The following is a 16,803-nucleotide window of genomic DNA, read 5'->3' on the forward strand; positions in this document are numbered from 1 at the left end:
GCGCGGGTGGCCGCCGCCCCTCGTGGGGGCGGCGGCCACCGCCTGCGGCCTTCACCTGCCCTTCGGACTAGCGCATGTGCGGTGAAGGCACTTGCCTGTGGTGTTACGTGGTACGTGAGGCTCGGGCCGGGGGCCGGCCGGTGCTGTTACTGCTTGATGCCCACGGTCGCGAGGTCGATCTTGCCGAAGGACTCGTTGAAGTAGACGTTGGTCAGGCGCGGGTTGTGGTAGACGAGCGCCTTGTCGAAGTTGATCGGCAGGTAGAGCGCCTTCTCCATGACCTTCTGGTTGATCTGCGTGTAGAAGGGCGCGGCCTCTTCCGGAGACTTGGCGGCGGCCGTCTTGAACAGGCCGTTGATCTCCGGGTCGTTGATCATCGTGTAGTTGTTGTTGCCGTTCGGCAGGATGAACGAGCCGTCGACCAGGGGCTGGAGGAAGCCCGAGCCGGAGTTGTAGTCGGCACCCCAGCCCATGACGATGATGCCGTAGTTCTTCTTCTTCACGTTCTCGGGCGAACCGATCACGGAGGAGTTGAGCTTGCCGTCGTACTGGTCGATGGTCGCCTTGATGCCGACCTTCGCGAGCGAGGCCTGGAGGGACTCGGCGGTCTTCACCTCGGGCGCCTTGTTGTTGCGCACCGCGATGGTGGTCTCGAAGCCGCCCTCCTTGCCGCAGGCCTTGAGGGCCTCCTTGGCCTTGGCCTCCTGCGGCTTGCCCTTCGTCAGACCGAACGGGTCGTAGCCCTTGTCCGAGCCGGGGACGCCGGGCGGCAGCATGTTCGCGCCGAGGTCACCGCTGGTCGGGCCGCCGCGGGCGGTCTGCAGGGACTTCGGGTCGGCCGCGTAGATGACGGCCTTGCGGCACTCGATGTTGTCGAACGGCGCGACCGTGGTCGGGAAGGCGAAGTAGCGGATGTAGCCCGTGAAGGGGTTGTCCGCGTTCTTCTTGAGGTTCGAGTCCTTGAGGATCTTGTTCTTGGCCGCCTGCTGCACGCCGGTGCCGTCGATGGCCAGGTCGATGTCGCCGGAGAGCAGGCGCTGGTCCATGTCGTCCGGGTTGGTGGTCACCGTGAAGGAGACCTTGTCCGGCAGGCCCTTGCGGATCGGGTCCGTCTTCGGGTCCCAGTTCTCGTTGCGGACGAAGGTCGCGCCCTTGCCGGCGGTGAAGCTCTCCACCTTGTAAGGACCGGTCGAGACCGGCTTGTTGGTGTAGGTGGCGCCCGTGTCCTTGCCCACCGGGACGGGCGAGGAGGTGGGCATGGCCAGCAGGTAGCTGAAGTCGGCGTTGGGGCTCGCCAGGTTGAAGACGATCGTCTTGTCGTCCGGCGTCTGGACGGACTTCAGGCCCATCTTGTCCGGGTCGGTGTCCTTGTACGGGCCGGGGTACTTCTGGCCCTGGTCGAGGACGTCGATCAGGTAGGTCGGTCCGCCGGACAGCACGTCCTGCGCGAAGACGCGCTCGATGCCGTACTTGACGTCCTTCGAGGTGATCGGCGTGCCGTCCTCGAACTTCACGCCGTCCTTGAGCTTGACGGTGTAGGTCTTGCCGTCGTTGGAGACGACCGGCAGGGCCTCGGCGAGGTCCGGGACCGCCTTGGTGCCGTCCTTGCCGGGCTTCGCGTCGTAGGCGAGCAGGCTGCGGACGTACAGGCGCTGGATGTCCCAGACGAAGCCGTAGTAGGCGCGGGCGGGGTCGAGGTAGTCGACGTCCTGCGGCGACCAGAGCTTGAGCTCGCCGCCCTTGGTGTCGGAGGCGTTGATGACGCCGTCGGCGGCACCGCTGTAGCCCTTGGCGCTGTCGGCGTCCGGCTTGTTGGCGTCCTTCGTGCCCCCGTCGCCACCGCACGCGGCGGTCATCGACAGGGCGGCGATCACGGCGGCGATCGCGAGGGCCTGCTTTCTGCGGATCACGGTGGTCCAACCTCCATAGGTGGTGAAGCGAAGAAGCGGTTCAGCTGCCCTTGGGGTCGAGTGCGTCGCGCAGCCCGTCCCCGAAGAGGTTGAACGCCAGGACGGTGATGAAGATCGTCATACCGGGGACCACCATGTACATGGGGTCGTCCTGGTAGATGGGGACGGCGTCGGAGAGCATCTTTCCCCAGGAAGAGGTGGGGGGCTTGACGCCGGCGCCCAGGAAGCTGAGGGCCGCTTCCGTCAGGATGTTGGTCGGAATGATCAGCGTGGCGTAGACCAGGATCGGCGCGACCAGGTTCGGCATCAGCTCCTTGACGAGGATGTAGCCGCGGCCGGCGCCGAGGCTGCGGGCCGCCTCCACGTACTCGCGTTCCCGCAGGGAGATCGTCTGGCCGCGGACGATGCGTCCGATGTACGGCCAGCCGAAGAAGCCGATGACGAGGATGAGGACGCCCATCCGCACGCCCGAACCCTCGAAGCCCCAGACGGAGTTGGGGACCACGGAGACCAGGGCGATGGTGAACAGCAGCTGCGGGAAGGCCAGCAGCAGGTCCATGAGGCGGCTGATGACGCCGTCGACCCAGCCGCCGATGAAGCCGGCGAGGGCGCCCAGGAAGCTGCCGAGGACCACCGAGACGAAGGCCGCCAGGAAGGCGACGATCAGGGAGATGCGGGCGCCGTAGACGATGCGGCTGAACACGTCGCGTCCGTTGGTCGGTTCGACGCCCAGCAGGAAGTCGGAGCTGATGCCGCCGAAGGAGCCGATCGGCGTACCCAGGTCCGGGTCGATCATGTCCTCGTGGAACTCGTTGGGGTCGTGCCCCAGCAGGCTCACGATCAGCGGCGCGAAGACCGCCACCAGGATCAGGAGGATCACGACCACACCGCCCGTCAGCGCGACCTTGTCGCGCTTGAGCCGCATCCAGGCGATGCGGCCGGGCGAGCGGCCTTCGATGGCCTTGGCAGGGACGTCGGCTACGGACACGGGTGCGGGCGTTTCCGCGCTCGTGTCGTGCAGTGGTGCCGTCATCGTGGTGGGGACCCCTCTCGGCCGACGGGTGGCCGGCCCATGCCCGCCGCTGTGGCGGCGTTGGTGCGGGGCGCTCCGGGTGCTCGGGACACGTGGAGCGCGTGCGAAGTGCGGTGGGAGGTGCGCGGTGAAACGTTGCTGCGGTGCGGTGGTGCTGCGGTGCGGTGGTGCTGCGGTGCGGTGGTGCGGATGGGGCGTGGTGCGAACTGCCGTGCGAAATGCCGGAACGGATGCGGAGCTCAGTGCGGTGCAGCCGGAGTGCGGGAGGTGCAGGGAGTGCGGGAGTGCTGTGTGAAACAACAAGCGAAGACCACGTGCCGAACCGGGCCCTGGGAGGACTGACCGGCTCTTGGGTGGGGAGTCTTCATCGGGCGCTCGACCAGCCGCCAGACCCGCAGATGAATGGATGCGCAAACGTGATCTGAGCCTTGAGTTCCCGTTATCCGGACTCCGCTCACGGCTCAGCGGAGCAAGACCGTCCGTTCGGTACGCAAACGGACATGACGCCCAACTCGCAAGAGGAGTGCGCCTATTGGGCGCCCATCAGGGGCGATATCCGGACAAGCGGAAGGCCGCCGGGAACCGTGGTTCCGGGCGGCCCGTGGTCCGTCGCGGGGACCCGTCTCAGGTCCCGGGCAGCGCCGGACAACTCCCTGTGGGCGGGTCGGTACTCGGCCCGTGCGGGCCCCCGGCGATGCCGGCCGGGACCCTAATAGGTTGCGGCCTGGCCTTCCCGGTCGTAGAAGGGGCGGGTCTGGGCGCGCAGCCACATCGCCACCGGGTCGTGCTCGTCGGCCAGCGCGACCGTGCACACCGGCACGCCCTCGGGCACCGCGCCGACGGACTGGCGCATCATCTCCCGTACGGACTCCAGCGCGGGCGCTGAGGCGTCGTACAGGTCGAGCCCCACCGCCAGGTACGCCGACCCGAGCGCGGGCTGCACCCAGGCGCGGCGCAGCGAGCGCACCGCGGGCGTGCGGTGGGCGTGCTGGGTGAGCAGTCCGTAGAACTGCGGGAGCTCCAGGGACGGCTCGGACAGCCGCAGCGGGCCCGCGGGCATCCGGTCCAGACCGGTGGCGACGCGGCGCAGGTCGGCCCAGGGCACGCCGAGGCCGCCGCCCTGCGCGTGCGGGTTGACCCACAGGCCCCACCGGTCGGGGTACAGGGCGCGGGCGATGTCCCGGCCGGTGACCACCTCGTAGCCCCGGTTCCAGCCGCTGGCGGCCAGTTCCTGCGGCGAGGTCACGCAGGGCGCGTACCCGAGGCCCTCGACCTCCATGCCGCCGTACTGGGCGTCCGGCGAACCGGGCTGCCCCTGCCACAGCAGCATCCAGAGCCGGCCCTCGGCGAGGGCGTGCAGGAATGACTCGTAGCCCTCATAGCGCCCGGGAGTCACCTGGCGCAGCATGTGCTCGACCTGCCCGGCCGCGGCCGTGCCTGACGCACTCACCCGGTACCCCTCTTCGTCCGCCCGTCGTCCACCCGTACCAACCAGCTTAAGCGGCGCTAGGGAAGGTAGAAGGGGCGTACGCGCTCACGAATCCAGTCCGTGACCGGGTCCTCCGCGGCGTCCAGCAGGATCAACTGCACCGGCCAGGGCGCCGGTACGCGGGCCAGGGCGCGTTCGAGGGCCGCCAGCGGGGCGTCCCGGGCCGCGGGATCCCATCCCACCAGGCGGACACCGACGAAGAGCTGGGGCGGCCCGGCCTCGATGCTGGCGAGGCAGCGGTGCGCGGCGGCGACCACGCCCGTGGCGCGGAACTCCTCGGCGGCGGCGGCGAGGAAGTCGACCGGATCCTCCTGCCAGTCGGGCTCGAACAGCCGGACGCGGCCGCCGCCGGCGGGTCCGTCGAGCGCGGTCCGCCCGGTGCGGCACAGCTCCGCGACGGCGGCCGGGGGCAGCGGTACGCCGACGGCGCCCTCGGGGTTCACGGCGATGCCCAGCTGCGGGGGCAGCCCGCGGGCGAACTCGACGGCGGGGGCGACGGCGAAGTCCATGGCGGGCCCGGCGCAGAAGCGGAACTGGGCCTCCGAGCTGTACACGGGGACGTACGCCTCCCCGCCGATCTGCATCGTGGGCAGGTCGAGGGCGGCGTGCCCGGGGCTGCCGCCGTGGGGCAGCGGGACCCACACCTGGCTGCGGCCGAGCGCCTCCAGGATGCGCGGACCGGCGTCCGCGGCGCCCAGGGCCGCCCCGAGGACCTGTTCCAATTCGTTCGCCGGCCAGCCGCTGCCCTGCATGTACGCCCTCCGTAAGGCTCCGCCCCGATGTCGCCCCGAGGCTACCGCCCGCCGCGGGCCCGCCGGTCAGCGGTGGAAGGCGATCCGGGTCACGGCGGCCGCCGAGCGGCGGTCGAGGAGGACGGCGGAGGCGCAGCCGGCCGGGAGGCGGCCCGCCTCGGCCTCGCGGAGCAGCCGGCCCACGGCGCCCCGGTGCCGGGCGAAGGCGTACGCGGAGACCCGCCGGCCCCGCGCGGCCTGCCCCGACCTGGCCTCCTCGGCGGTGGTGTCCAGCAGCAGCAGGTGCAGCGAGCGGCCCCGCCTGCGGGCGGCGGCGGCGAGCAGGGCGCGCACCCACACCTGGGTGCCGCAGTCGTGGACCACCACCGAGGCCCCGGAGCGCAGCCGCCGCCAGAGCCCCCAGTAGTGGGCGGCGCGCACCAGCGGCCGGTACACGGCGTACGGCAGGGCCCCCGGCATCCGTCGCTCCCAGCGTTCGCGGGCGTCCTGGGAGTCGATGCCGTCCTCGGCCGCGCGCTTGATCAGGGTGCTCTTGCCGCCGCCGGGCAGCCCGGAGACCACCACGATGTCCCCGTCCCGGAAGCCGAGCCGCCGCGGCCCTCGGACGGCGGCGCCGCGCAGGTCGCGCACCGGGCCGGCGGTCCGCTCCCGGGGGCCGCGCCGGGCCGGGACCCCCTCGGCGCACCGCTGGGGCCCCGTCGTCGTCAGCGCCGCGAATCTCCGCACAGTGATCGTCTCCCCCCGATGCCGGGCCGCAGGGACCCCGATGCCCACTGAGTGTAAAGAGACGGTAATCCCGGGGTCCCGGTTCCGGTCCGTCCGTTCTGCAGGGCCCCACTGCCCGTTCCCGAGCGGCCCGTGCAATGATGTGCGCCATCTGGACACCAACTGCATACCGGCCGCTTGAATCCGCGCGGGAGAGTCCCGGCACGCCGCGAGGCCGTGCCCGGGCGCCGAAGGAGCAAGTACCTCCCTTGAATCTCTCAGGCCCCGTACCGCGTGGATGAGGCAGATCTGAAAAGCGAGCCGCGCGCGTCCGTCCCCGACGGCCGCCGTGCGCTCCACCCAAGGTGCAAGCCAGGGCGTCCCGTCCTTCACACGGGGAACTCTCGGCGAACCTCTCAGGTTCCGATGACAGATGGGGAGGATCGTCCTCGTCATGTCATGCCCTGGGACCCGGGAGCCACACCCATGAGCACTGCCCCCCGCCTGACCGCGCTCGACGCGCTGCACCGCCAGCTCGGTGCGACCATGACCGACTTCGCGGGCTGGGACATGCCGCTGCGCTACGCCAGTGAGCGCGACGAGCACAACGCCGTGCGCACCAAGGCCGGCCTCTTCGACCTGTCCCACATGGGCGAGATCACGCTGACCGGCCCCGAGGCCGTCAAGGTGCTGGACTACGCGCTGGTCGGCAACATCTCCACCGTCGGCGTCGGCCGCGCCCGCTACACGCACATCTGCCGCGAGGACGGCGGGATCCTGGACGACCTGATCGTCTACCGCCTGGGCGAGACCGAGTACATGGTCGTCGCCAACGCCTCCAACGCCCAGGTCGTGCTGGACGCGATCACCGAGCGGGCCGCCGGCTTCGACGCCGAGGTGCGCGACGACCGCGACGCCTACGCGCTGATCGCCGTGCAGGGTCCCGAGTCCCCCGGCATCCTGAAGTCGCTGACCGACGCCGACCTGGACGGCCTGAAGTACTACGCGGGCCTCCCGGGCACCGTCGCGGGCGTGCCCGCGCTGATCGCGCGCACCGGCTACACCGGTGAGGACGGCTTCGAGCTGTTCGTCTCCCCGGAGCACGCCGTGGAGCTGTGGCAGGCGCTGACGAAGGCGGGCGAGGGTGCCGGCCTGGTGCCCGCCGGCCTGTCCTGCCGCGACACGCTGCGCCTGGAGGCGGGCATGCCGCTGTACGGGCACGAGCTGACCACCGCGCTCACCCCCTTCGACGCGGGCCTGGGCCGGGTCGTGAAGTTCGAGAAGGAGGGGGACTTCGTCGGCCGCGCCGCGCTGGAGGCCGCCGCCGAGCGCGCCGGGACGAACCCGCCGCGCAAGCTGGTCGGCCTGATCGCCGAGGGCCGCCGCGTCCCGCGCGCCGGGTTCCCCGTCGTCGCCGGGGGCCGGGTGATCGGCGAGGTCACCTCCGGCGCCCCGTCCCCGACCCTGGGCAAGCCGATCGCCATGGCGTACGTCGACGCGGCGCACGCCGCGCCCGGCACCTCCGGCGTCGGCGTGGACATTCGCGGTAGGCATGAGGCGTACGAGGTCGTGGCGCTGCCGTTCTACAAGCGGCAGAAGTAGTCACCGCCGCCGTGGGGCCGGCCGGCCGCACGGCGGTTCCGGCGCCCCGTGCGCCCGTCCCGGTACGCGAGACCACTGTTCACATCCACTCCCCCGCATCCAGGAGAATCAGGTCATGAGCAACCCCCAGCAGCTGCGTTACACCAAGGAGCACGAGTGGCTGTCGGACGCCGTCGACGGCGTCGCGACGGTCGGCATCACGGAGTTCGCGGCCAACGCGCTCGGTGACGTCGTCTACGCCCAGCTCCCCGCGGTCGGCGACAACGTCACCGAGGGCGAGACCTGTGGCGAGCTGGAGTCGACCAAGTCGGTCAGCGACCTGTACTCCCCCGTCTCCGGCGAGGTCGTCGAGGCCAACCAGGACGTCGTGGACGACCCGTCGCTGGTGAACTCCGCTCCCTTCGAGGGTGGCTGGCTGTTCAAGGTGCGCCTCTCGGAGGAGCCGAAGGACGTGCTCTCCGCCGACGAGTACGCCGCGCTCACCCACTCCGACAACTGAGACCCCAGGGGATCCTGATGTCCGTACTGAACACCCCTCTCCACGAGCTCGACCCGGACGTCGCCGCCGCCGTCGACGCCGAACTCGTGCGCCAGCAGTCGACCCTGGAAATGATCGCGTCGGAGAACTTCGCTCCGGTCGCCGTCATGGAGGCCCAGGGCTCGGTCCTGACCAACAAGTACGCCGAGGGCTACCCCGGCCGCCGCTACTACGGCGGCTGCGAGCACGTCGACGTGGTCGAGCAGATCGCGATCGACCGCATCAAGGCGCTGTTCGGCGCCGAGGCCGCGAACGTCCAGCCGCACTCCGGTGCGCAGGCGAACGCCGCCGCGATGTTCGCGCTGCTGAAGCCGGGCGACACGATCATGGGCCTGAACCTGGCCCACGGCGGTCACCTGACCCACGGCATGAAGATCAACTTCTCCGGCAAGCTCTACAACGTGGTTCCGTACCACGTCGACGAGTCGGGCCAGGTCGACATGGCCGAGGTCGAGCGCCTCGCCAAGGAGTCCAAGCCGCAGCTGATCGTCGCCGGCTGGTCCGCCTACCCGCGCCAGCTGGACTTCGCCGCCTTCCGCCGCATCGCGGACGAGGTCGGCGCGTACCTGATGGTCGACATGGCGCACTTCGCCGGCCTGGTGGCCGCGGGCCTGCACCCGAACCCGGTGCCGCACGCCCACGTCGTCACCACCACCACGCACAAGACCCTCGGCGGTCCGCGCGGCGGTGTCATCCTGTCGACGCAGGAGCTGGCCAAGAAGATCAACTCCGCGGTCTTCCCGGGCCAGCAGGGCGGTCCGCTGGAGCACGTGATCGCCGCCAAGGCCGTGTCCTTCAAGGTCGCCGCCTCGGAGGAGTTCAAGGAGCGCCAGGTCCGCACCCTGGAGGGCGCCAAGCTCCTCGCCGAGCGCCTGGTGCAGCCGGACGTCACCGAGGTCGGCGTCTCCGTCCTGTCGGGCGGCACCGACGTGCACCTGGTCCTGGTGGACCTGCGCAACTCCGAGCTGGACGGCCAGCAGGCCGAGGACCGCCTCCACTCGATCGGCATCACGGTCAACCGGAACGCGATCCCGAACGACCCGCGTCCGCCGATGGTCACCTCCGGCCTGCGCATCGGCACGCCGGCGCTCGCCACCCGGGGCTTCGGCGCCGAGGAGTTCGCCGAGGTCGCGGAGATCATCGCCGCCGCCCTGAAGCCCGACTTCGACGCCGCGGACCTCTCGGCGCGCGTCTCCGCGCTCGCCGCGAAGTTCCCGCTGTACCCCTCCCTGTAACGGCGAGGGGGGAGGGCCCGGCCGTGTTTTCCACAGGGCCGGGCCCTTTTCGTGACCAATGTCCCCGACTTATGCCACCCATTGCCCCTGAAACATTCAAAAAACGGCAAATAGCCTGCACATAAAGGAATCCTCTTCAGGACGGACACCCACCCCATGGACATGAGCGCAGCGAACCGGAAGGGCCTCAGTCTCTTCGCGCTGATCATGATCGGCATCGGTTCGATCTTCGGGTCCGGCTGGCTCTTCGGCGCCGGTACGGCCGCACAGGTCGCGGGTCCCGCGGCGCTCGTCGCCTGGGTCATCGGCGCGGTGTTCATCGGCATGATCGCCATGTCCTACGCGGAGGTGGGCGCGGCCTATCCGATCCCCGGCGGCATGGCCCGCTACGGCGCCATCTCGCACGGGCCGGTGCTCGGTTTCATCACCGGCTGGGCGGTGTGGATCGCGGTGGCCTCGCTGATCCCCATCGAATCGATCGCCGCGACGCAGTACATGTCCTCCTGGAGCTTCTCCTGGGCCAAGGACCTGGTCGACGCGCAGTCCCACCAGCTGACCGCCTTCGGCATGGCGGTGGCGCTCGGCCTGACCCTCCTGCTCTGGCTGTCCTGCTACTGGTCGGTCCAGCTGCTCGCCAAGATCAACGCCGCCCTCACCCTCGTCAAGTTCGCCATCCCCGTACTGGCCGTGGCGGCCCTGATCGCCTCCGGCTTCCACACCGAGAACTTCACCGCCCACGGCGGCTTCGCCCCGAACGGCTGGACGGCCGTCCTGACCGCCGTCACCACCTCGGGCGTCGTCTTCGCCTTCAACGGCTTCCAGGCCGTCGTCAACCTCGGCGGCGCCGCCAAGAACCCGGGCCGGGCCATCCCGATCGCCCTGGTCGGCGCGCTCTCCCTGGGCCTGGTGATCTACCTCGCCCTCCAGACGGCCTTCCTGGGCTCCGTACCGCCGGAGCACCTGGCCCAGGCCGGCGGCTGGTCGGGCGTGAACTTCAACAGCCCCTTCGCCGAGCTCGCCAAGCTGCTCATGATCCACTGGGTCGTGGTGATGCTCCAGTTCGGCGCCTTCATCTCCCCCGCCGGCTCCAACATCGCCAACGTGGCCTCCGCCGCGTACATGGTGCAGAACCTCTCCGAGACGGGGTTCTTCCCCAAGCGGCTCAAGCAGACCCACCCCGTCTACGGCACCGCCCGCCCGGCGATGTGGACGAACCTCGGCTTCTCCGTCCTGCTGCTGGTGACCGTCGGCCACAGCTGGAAGACCCTGGCCCCGATCATCTCGGCCGCGATGGTGATCTCGTACCTGATCGGCCCGGTCGCGGTCGGCGTCTTCCGCCGCACCAAGCCCGGCCTGCCCCGCCCCTTCCGGCTGCCCGCCGCGAAGCTCCTGTGCCCCCTGACCTTCGTCTTCGCCGCCTGCGCCCTGTACTGGTCCAAGTGGCCCAACACCGGCATCGTCACCGCCCTGACCCTGCTGGCCGCCCCGGTCGCCGCGCTGGTCCTGGCCCGCAAGGGCGAGAAGGACCTGGGCCGCCAGTTCGCCCCCGCCTGGTGGATCGTCTTCTTCCTCGGCGCCCTGTCCCTGCTGTCCTTCCTCGGCTCCACCGACTTCGGCGGCCGCGGCGTGCTCCCCGGGGGCGTCGACATCGCCCTGGTGGCCGCCATGGCGCTCGTCACGTACTTCTGGGCGGTACGGGCCGGCGTCCGGGCCCACCACGCGGGCCTGCCCGGCCCGGACCCGGTCCTGGACGGCTCCGTAGGCCCCGGCGACGGCTCCACGGCACCGGAGCACGAGCTGACCCACGTCTGACCGACCCGTCCGGGAGCCGAACCGTTCACCTGCACGCGTTACGCTCGTCTGCCGGACAAAATCCGCAGATCCACCCCTGATCCACCACCCCTGCCCCCTCCCCACCCACGAGCAGACAAGGGAGTCCGCCAGTGGCCATCTCCGTCTTCGACCTCTTCTCCATCGGCATCGGCCCGTCCTCCTCCCACACGGTCGGACCGATGCGGGCGGCGCGCATGTTCGTGACGCGGCTGAAGAAGGACGGCGTCCTCGCCCAGACCGCGTCCGTGCGCGCCGAGCTCTTCGGCTCGCTCGGCGCGACCGGCCACGGCCACGGCACCCCCAAGGCCGTCCTGCTCGGCCTGGAGGGACACTCCCCCCGCACGGTGAACGTCGAGACCGCCGACGCCGAGGTGGAGCGCATCCGCCGGAGCGGGCGCCTGCGGCTGCTGGGCGCGGAGATAGGCGAGGTCCACGAGATCGCCTTCGACGAGCCGAACCAGCTGATCCTGCACCGCCGCCGCTCGCTGCCGTACCACGCGAACGGGATGACGCTCTTCGCCTACGACGAGTCCGGGACCCCGCTGCTGGAGAAGACGTACTACTCGGTCGGCGGCGGGTTCGTCGTGGACGAGGACGCGGTCGGCGAGGACCGGATCAAGCTCGACGACACCGTGCTGAAGTACCCCTTCCGCTCGGGCGACGACATGCTGCGCCTCGCCAACGAGACGGGCCTGTCGATCTCCTCCCTGATGCTGGAGAACGAGAAGGCCTGGCGCACCGAGGAGGAGATCCGCGAGGGCCTCCTGGAGATCTGGCGGGTCATGCAGGCGTGCGTCTCGCGGGGCATGTCCCGCGAGGGCATCCTCCCCGGCGGGCTGCGCGTCAAGCGCCGCGCCGCCTCCACGGCGCGCCAGCTGCGCACCGAGGGCGACCCGATGATGCACCGCAGCGAGTGGACGACGATCTACGCGATGGCGGTCAACGAGGAGAACGCGGCGGGCGGCCGGGTCGTCACCGCGCCGACGAACGGCGCCGCGGGCGTCCTGCCGGCGGTCCTGCACTACTACATGAACTTCGTGCCGGGCGCGGACGAGGACGGCGTGGTCCGCTTCCTGCTCGCCGCGGGCGCGATCGGCATGCTCTTCAAGGAGAACGCCTCCATCTCCGGCGCCGAGGTCGGCTGCCAGGGCGAGGTCGGCTCGGCCTGCTCGATGGCGGCGGGCGCGCTCGCCGAGGTGCTGGGCGGTACCCCCGAGCAGGTGGAGAACGCCGCCGAGATCGGTATGGAGCACAACCTCGGCCTGACCTGCGACCCGGTCGGCGGCCTCGTACAGATCCCCTGCATCGAGCGCAACGGCATGGCCGCCGTGAAGGCCGTGACGGCCGCCAAGATGGCGATGCGCGGCGACGGCAGCCACAAGGTCTCCCTCGACAAGGTCATCAAGACCATGAAGGAGACCGGCGCCGACATGAAGGTCAAGTACAAGGAGACCGCCCGCGGCGGTCTCGCGGTCAACGTCATCGAGTGCTGACCCCGCCCCGGCCGCTTTCGTCCCGCGTCGGCGAAATTCCCTGCGGTTCGATGTTTGAACCGAGTTGATCACGCTTGCGGGGGAAGAAGGCGGTCTGGGCTGGTTTCTTGATGATCACGTACGCAAGTCTGGTCCCACGACGTCGCAATCCCCCTGGCGGTCGGCCAACCGCCTTGGAACCTTGCTGTTTTGCGTACTGGAGGACTTCACCATGGCAAGCATCCGCAGCATCCGTGTGATGGCGGCTGTCGCATCGCTCCCCCTCGCCCTCGCCTTCCTCGGAGGCGTGGCGCAGGCGGACAACGGGGCCGGCGCGGCGGGCACCGCCTCGAACGCGGCACTCGCCGAGATCCTCGGCAGCGGAGTCGGCGGCAGCAACCTCGGCAACTCCTCCACCGCGCAGCAGGTCGCGTCCGGCTTCGGGGCGTCCAACCAGAACAACGGCGCACAGTCCAACGGCTCCGGCTTCACCGCCATCGGGCAGTCGAACTCGCACGAGTCGCTGGTCTACAACCCGCTTCCGTAGCGGTCGCGCGGCCTGCCGCCGCAGGCCCTTCGAGCCCGCTCTCCCCCGGAGGGCGGGCTCGTCCGCGTCCCGGCTACGATCGGGCGCGCGGGTGCACCGCATCCGGCTCCAAGTGCGGCCCGCCCGTGGACCGTTGGGGGCGCGACCGGCCCGCCGCGGCCGCGGGGCGGGCGCCCGCGGGCCCCGGGAGGGGCCCGGAATCGGGCCGAGCGGCCCGTCCGGCTCGGGACCTTCGGCCCCGGGGAGTGCCGGACGCGTCGGCTAGCGTGCCCGAAGGGGGGCACGTGAGGGCCCACCGCGCGAAGAGAGGCAGAGCCACCATGGCCACCACCGAACACCGCGTCCTGCCGTTGCGGCTGGAGGCCGTACCGCTGTCCGTCCCCCTGACCGGCGCCTTCGTCTACCGCACGGACCGGCCGTACGAGCTGGCCGTCGACTTCCGCGGCGCCGGGGCGCACCTCGCCCGCTGGGTCTTCTCGCGGGAGCTGCTCCTGGACGGGCAGACCTGCGGCACCGGTGAGGGCGACATACAGGTGTGGCCGCTGCGCCGGGGCACCGAACCGCGCGTGTTCCTCGCCTTCAGCAACGGCGCGCAGAGCTGTGTGGTCTCCGCCCGCGCCAAGGACGTGCGGGAGCTGTGCCGGCGGATGACCGAGCTGGTCCCGCGCGGCCAGGAGCGGCGCCACTACGACCTGGACGCGGAGCTGAGCGCGCTGCTGGCGCACTGAGGGAACCGCCGGGCCCCCCACGATGTCCTTCCCGGTGACAGGCCAGTCCCCGTCTCACGAGAATCGGGGGGACGTCATGCGTCACCCGTACCGCACGCGCCGTCGCCGGACCGTGGCCCTGGCCACGGGCGCCCTGCTCGTCACCGGGCTCGCGCTCAGCGCGCCCGCCTCGGCCGCCGCCTCCGGCGCGGCCGCCGCACCGTCGGTCCGCACCCAGACGCCGCTCGTCGTCAACGCCCGCTGGGGCGGTCACTGCACGTACGACCGGATCGTCATCGACCTCCAGGGCGCCGCCCCGCCGGTCACCGTCACTCCCGTCTCCCAGCTGGTCTACGACGGGTCCGGCAAGCCCGTCCCGCTCGCCGGGAAGCACTTCCTGGAGATCCGCCTGCACCCCGCCGCCGGACACGACGACGCGGGGCAGAACGTCTACCAGGGCCCTCGGCTCCAGCAGATCCACCTCAGCAAGCTCAAGGGCCTCGCCCTCACGGGCGACTACGAGGGGTACGTGACCTTCGGCGCCGCCTTCGACACCCCGCCGGCCTTCACCACCAGCGTCCTGCACTCGCCCGAGCGCTACGTGGTGGACATCGCGCACCCGAACACCTGCTGAACGGGACGGCGGCCGCCGCGGAGCCCGCACGGCACGCGGCGGCCCCGTCCGGTTCTAGCGGTGCTCGGGGTTGGGGAAGTCGAAGCGGCAGCCCGCGTCCCACAGGGAGCGCTGGTTGCCGTGCGCGGGAAAGCCCCCGGCTCGCTTGAGGAGAGCGGCCAGGTGCATCAGGTTCCAGGACATGAAGGTGGTGTTGCGGTTGGTGAAGTCGTTCTCCGGACCGCCCGATCCCGGGTCCAGGTACGAGGGACCGGGCCCGGCCTCGCCGATCCAGCCCGCGTCGGACTGCGGCGGGATCGCGTAACCGAGGTGCTGGAGGCTGTAGAGGACGTTCATCGCGCAGTGCTTGACCCCGTCCTCGTTGCCGGTGATCAGCGCTCCGCCGACGCGTCCGTAGTAGGCGTACTGGCCCCGGTCGTTCAGCAGCGAGGAGCAGGCGTAGAGCCGCTCGATGACCTGCTTCATCACGGAGCTGTTGTCCCCGAGCCAGATCGGGCCGCAGAGCACGAGGATGTCGGCGTCCATGATCTGGCTGTAGAGGACCGGCCACTGGTCGCTCTCCCAGCCGTGTTCGGTCATGTCGGGCCAGACACCGGTGGCGATGTCGTGGTCGACGGCCCGGATCAGTGAGGTCCGGGCTCCGGCCGCCTCCATGACGGCGCGGCTCCTGGCGATCAGGCCCTCGGTGTTGCTGGTCTCGGGCGAGCGTTTGAGGGTGCAGTTGACGTAGACGGCGGAGAGGTCCGAGTAGTCGAAGGACCCGGCGGGCGCGGAGGAGTCGGCTGGCACGCCTCCCACCCTCGCCCCGGGACGGACGGGACGCCAGCCGGGTGCGCCCGTCCGGGCCGCGGCCCCCGGACGGGACCCTCCTCGCGGCCGGGTGCGGAACGGCGCGGGCGACCGGGACAACCGGTCCCCGGGAGCAGGGGTGGGCGGAACTCCCCCTTCGGGCGGGCCGGTTGGTGCGGACGGTGGCGCCGGCGCCACCGTGGGTGAGCATCAAGCGGAATCCGCCCTGCCGCCCGGCGGGCCCGGGGCGGGTTGTTACCGGTCCGTGCGGGCGACTAGGGTCAGCGGGCCTTGGTGTTCGGGAAACCGGTGCAAAACCGGTGCGGCCCTCGCCACTGTGATCGGGAAGTCCGGCTCCACTCCTGCGGGAAGCCACTGGGCCCGCGCGGGAATCCGCAGGGGCCCGGGAAGGCGGAGACAGGGCATCAACCCGTGAGCCAGGAGACCGGCCGGGGCACGTCGTCCATCCACGAGGTGCTGGAGAGGTCTCCCGACCATGCATATAGCCGAGGGGTTCCTGCCCCCCTTGCACGCGGCCGCCTGGGGCGCCGCGTCCGCCCCGTTCGTCGTCCACGGTGTCCGCGCCCTCACCCGCGAGGTGAAGGCCAACCCGGAGAGCACCCTGCTGCTCGGCGCGTCCGGCGCGTTCACCTTCGTCCTTTCCGCACTCAAGATCCCCTCGGTGACGGGCAGTTGCTCGCACCCGACGGGAACCGGGCTGGGGGCCATCCTGTTCCGGCCGCCGATCATGGCGGTGCTGGGCACGATCACCCTGCTCTTCCAGGCCCTGCTGCTCGCGCACGGCGGACTCACCACGCTCGGCGCCAACGTGTTCTCGATGGCCATCGCGGGCCCCTGGGCCGGCTACGCCGCCTACCGGCTGCTGCGCACCTCCGGGGCGCCGCTGATGGTGACCGTCTTCGCCGGGGCGTTCGTCGCCGACCTCGTCACCTACTGCGTGACCTCCGTCCAGCTGGCGCTGGCCTTCCCCGACCCGGCCGGCGGGTTCCTGGGCTCGCTGGAGAAGTTCGCGGGCATCTTCGCCCTGACCCAGATCCCGCTCGCGGTGAGCGAGGGACTGCTGACCGTCCTCGTGATGCGGCTGCTGATGCAGTCCAGCAGGTCCGACCTGGTCCGGCTCGGCGTGGCGAAGCTGACCGGCGGCACGCCGGCGAAGCGGGAGGCGGCGCTCTGATGGCGATGACCCGGAACGCGAAGATCAACACCCTGCTGCTGCTCGTGGTGGCGGCCCTCGCCGTGCTCCCGCTCGCGCTGGGACTCGGCGACGGCAAGGAAGAGCCGTTCGCGGGCGCGGACGCGCAGGCGGAGTCGGCCATCACGGAACTGAAGCCGGACTACGAGCCCTGGTTCTCCCCGCTGTACGAACCCCCCTCCGGGGAGGTCGAGTCGGCGCTGTTCGCCCTCCAGGCGGCGCTCGGCGCGGGCGTGCTCGCGTACTACTTCGGGGTCCGCAAGGGCCGCCGCCAGGGCCTGGCCCAGGCGGCGGCACCGGGCCCCGCGCAGGCCCCTTCGGCGGCCTGCGCGCCGGAGGCCTAG

Annotated in this window: 16 protein-coding genes and 2 riboswitches; of the genes, 10 read left to right on the forward strand and 6 right to left on the reverse strand. The window is 71.0% G+C overall.

Annotated features, from left to right (window positions below):
- Window positions 1-146: 146 nt before the first annotated feature.
- From ACGFXC_RS17115 to ACGFXC_RS17135, 5 genes are all read right to left on the reverse strand, one after another.
- Window positions 147-1,856, reverse strand: a complete 1,710-nt coding sequence (locus ACGFXC_RS17115; protein ID WP_393713805.1) for an ABC transporter substrate-binding protein — start codon at window positions 1,854-1,856, stop codon at window positions 147-149.
- A gap of 94 nt (window positions 1,857-1,950) precedes the next feature.
- Window positions 1,951-2,943 (reverse strand): ABC transporter permease, encoded by a 993-nt coding sequence (locus ACGFXC_RS17120; RefSeq protein WP_393713501.1) that lies wholly within the window; start codon window positions 2,941-2,943, stop codon window positions 1,951-1,953.
- Window positions 2,944-3,652: 709 nt separating this feature from the next.
- A complete protein-coding gene (locus ACGFXC_RS17125) occupies window positions 3,653-4,393 on the reverse strand; it encodes an enhanced serine sensitivity protein SseB C-terminal domain-containing protein (RefSeq protein ID WP_393713503.1) in 741 nt (246 codons plus the stop codon).
- A gap of 56 nt (window positions 4,394-4,449) precedes the next feature.
- A complete protein-coding gene (locus tag ACGFXC_RS17130) occupies window positions 4,450-5,184 on the reverse strand; it encodes an enhanced serine sensitivity protein SseB (RefSeq protein WP_393713505.1) in 735 nt (244 codons plus the stop codon).
- A 66-nt stretch (window positions 5,185-5,250) separates the two neighbouring features.
- Window positions 5,251-5,910: an AAA family ATPase gene (locus tag ACGFXC_RS17135; RefSeq protein ID WP_393713507.1), complete on the reverse strand. Its 660-nt coding sequence runs from the start codon at window positions 5,908-5,910 to the stop codon at window positions 5,251-5,253.
- A 178-nt stretch (window positions 5,911-6,088) separates the two neighbouring features.
- Window positions 6,089-6,192: riboswitch (glycine riboswitch) on the forward strand.
- 183 nt (window positions 6,193-6,375) lie between these two features.
- Between ACGFXC_RS17135 and gcvT the strand changes: the two genes are divergently transcribed.
- From gcvT to ACGFXC_RS17175, 8 genes are all read left to right on the forward strand, one after another.
- Window positions 6,376-7,491, forward strand: a complete 1,116-nt coding sequence (gene gcvT, locus ACGFXC_RS17140) for a glycine cleavage system aminomethyltransferase GcvT (protein WP_393713509.1) — start codon at window positions 6,376-6,378, stop codon at window positions 7,489-7,491.
- Window positions 7,492-7,606: 115 nt separating this feature from the next.
- Window positions 7,607-7,990 (forward strand): glycine cleavage system protein GcvH, encoded by a 384-nt coding sequence (gene gcvH / locus ACGFXC_RS17145; protein WP_393713511.1) that lies wholly within the window; start codon window positions 7,607-7,609, stop codon window positions 7,988-7,990.
- A gap of 17 nt (window positions 7,991-8,007) precedes the next feature.
- Window positions 8,008-9,264: a serine hydroxymethyltransferase gene (gene glyA / locus ACGFXC_RS17150; protein WP_393713512.1), complete on the forward strand. Its 1,257-nt coding sequence runs from the start codon at window positions 8,008-8,010 to the stop codon at window positions 9,262-9,264.
- Between the two features lie 156 nt (window positions 9,265-9,420).
- Entirely contained in the window at window positions 9,421-11,076 is a 1,656-nt protein-coding gene (locus tag ACGFXC_RS17155) for an APC family permease (protein WP_393713514.1), read from the forward strand.
- 131 nt (window positions 11,077-11,207) lie between these two features.
- Window positions 11,208-12,590, forward strand: coding sequence for an L-serine ammonia-lyase (locus tag ACGFXC_RS17160; protein WP_393713516.1), 1,383 nt, complete (start codon window positions 11,208-11,210; stop codon window positions 12,588-12,590).
- Window positions 12,591-12,801: 211 nt separating this feature from the next.
- A complete protein-coding gene (locus ACGFXC_RS17165) occupies window positions 12,802-13,116 on the forward strand; it encodes a hypothetical protein (protein WP_393713518.1) in 315 nt (104 codons plus the stop codon).
- 320 nt (window positions 13,117-13,436) lie between these two features.
- Window positions 13,437-13,844, forward strand: a complete 408-nt coding sequence (locus ACGFXC_RS17170; RefSeq protein WP_393713520.1) for an SsgA family sporulation/cell division regulator — start codon at window positions 13,437-13,439, stop codon at window positions 13,842-13,844.
- Window positions 13,845-13,920: 76 nt separating this feature from the next.
- The gene (locus tag ACGFXC_RS17175; RefSeq protein ID WP_393713522.1) at window positions 13,921-14,457 is read left to right on the forward strand and encodes a hypothetical protein; all 537 of its coding nucleotides are present in this window, start codon (window positions 13,921-13,923) and stop codon (window positions 14,455-14,457) included.
- A gap of 54 nt (window positions 14,458-14,511) precedes the next feature.
- Here the strand turns inward: ACGFXC_RS17175 and ACGFXC_RS17180 are convergent, their stop codons facing one another.
- A complete protein-coding gene (locus ACGFXC_RS17180; protein ID WP_393713523.1) occupies window positions 14,512-15,246 on the reverse strand; it encodes a flavodoxin family protein in 735 nt (244 codons plus the stop codon).
- A gap of 275 nt (window positions 15,247-15,521) precedes the next feature.
- Window positions 15,522-15,715, forward strand: a riboswitch (cobalamin riboswitch).
- A 27-nt stretch (window positions 15,716-15,742) separates the two neighbouring features.
- On the opposite strand from ACGFXC_RS17180, the gene ACGFXC_RS17185 reads away from it, so the two are divergent.
- On the forward strand, window positions 15,743-16,441 hold the full coding sequence (locus ACGFXC_RS17185; protein ID WP_393713525.1) for an energy-coupling factor ABC transporter permease: 699 nt from the start codon (window positions 15,743-15,745) through the stop codon (window positions 16,439-16,441).
- Window positions 16,442-16,446: 5 nt separating this feature from the next.
- Window positions 16,447-16,803, forward strand: a complete 357-nt coding sequence (locus ACGFXC_RS17190; protein ID WP_393713807.1) for an energy-coupling factor ABC transporter substrate-binding protein — start codon at window positions 16,447-16,449, stop codon at window positions 16,801-16,803.

The organism is Streptomyces sp. NPDC048507, from assembly GCF_043199995.1.
GTDB lineage: Bacteria > Actinomycetota > Actinomycetes > Streptomycetales > Streptomycetaceae > Streptomyces.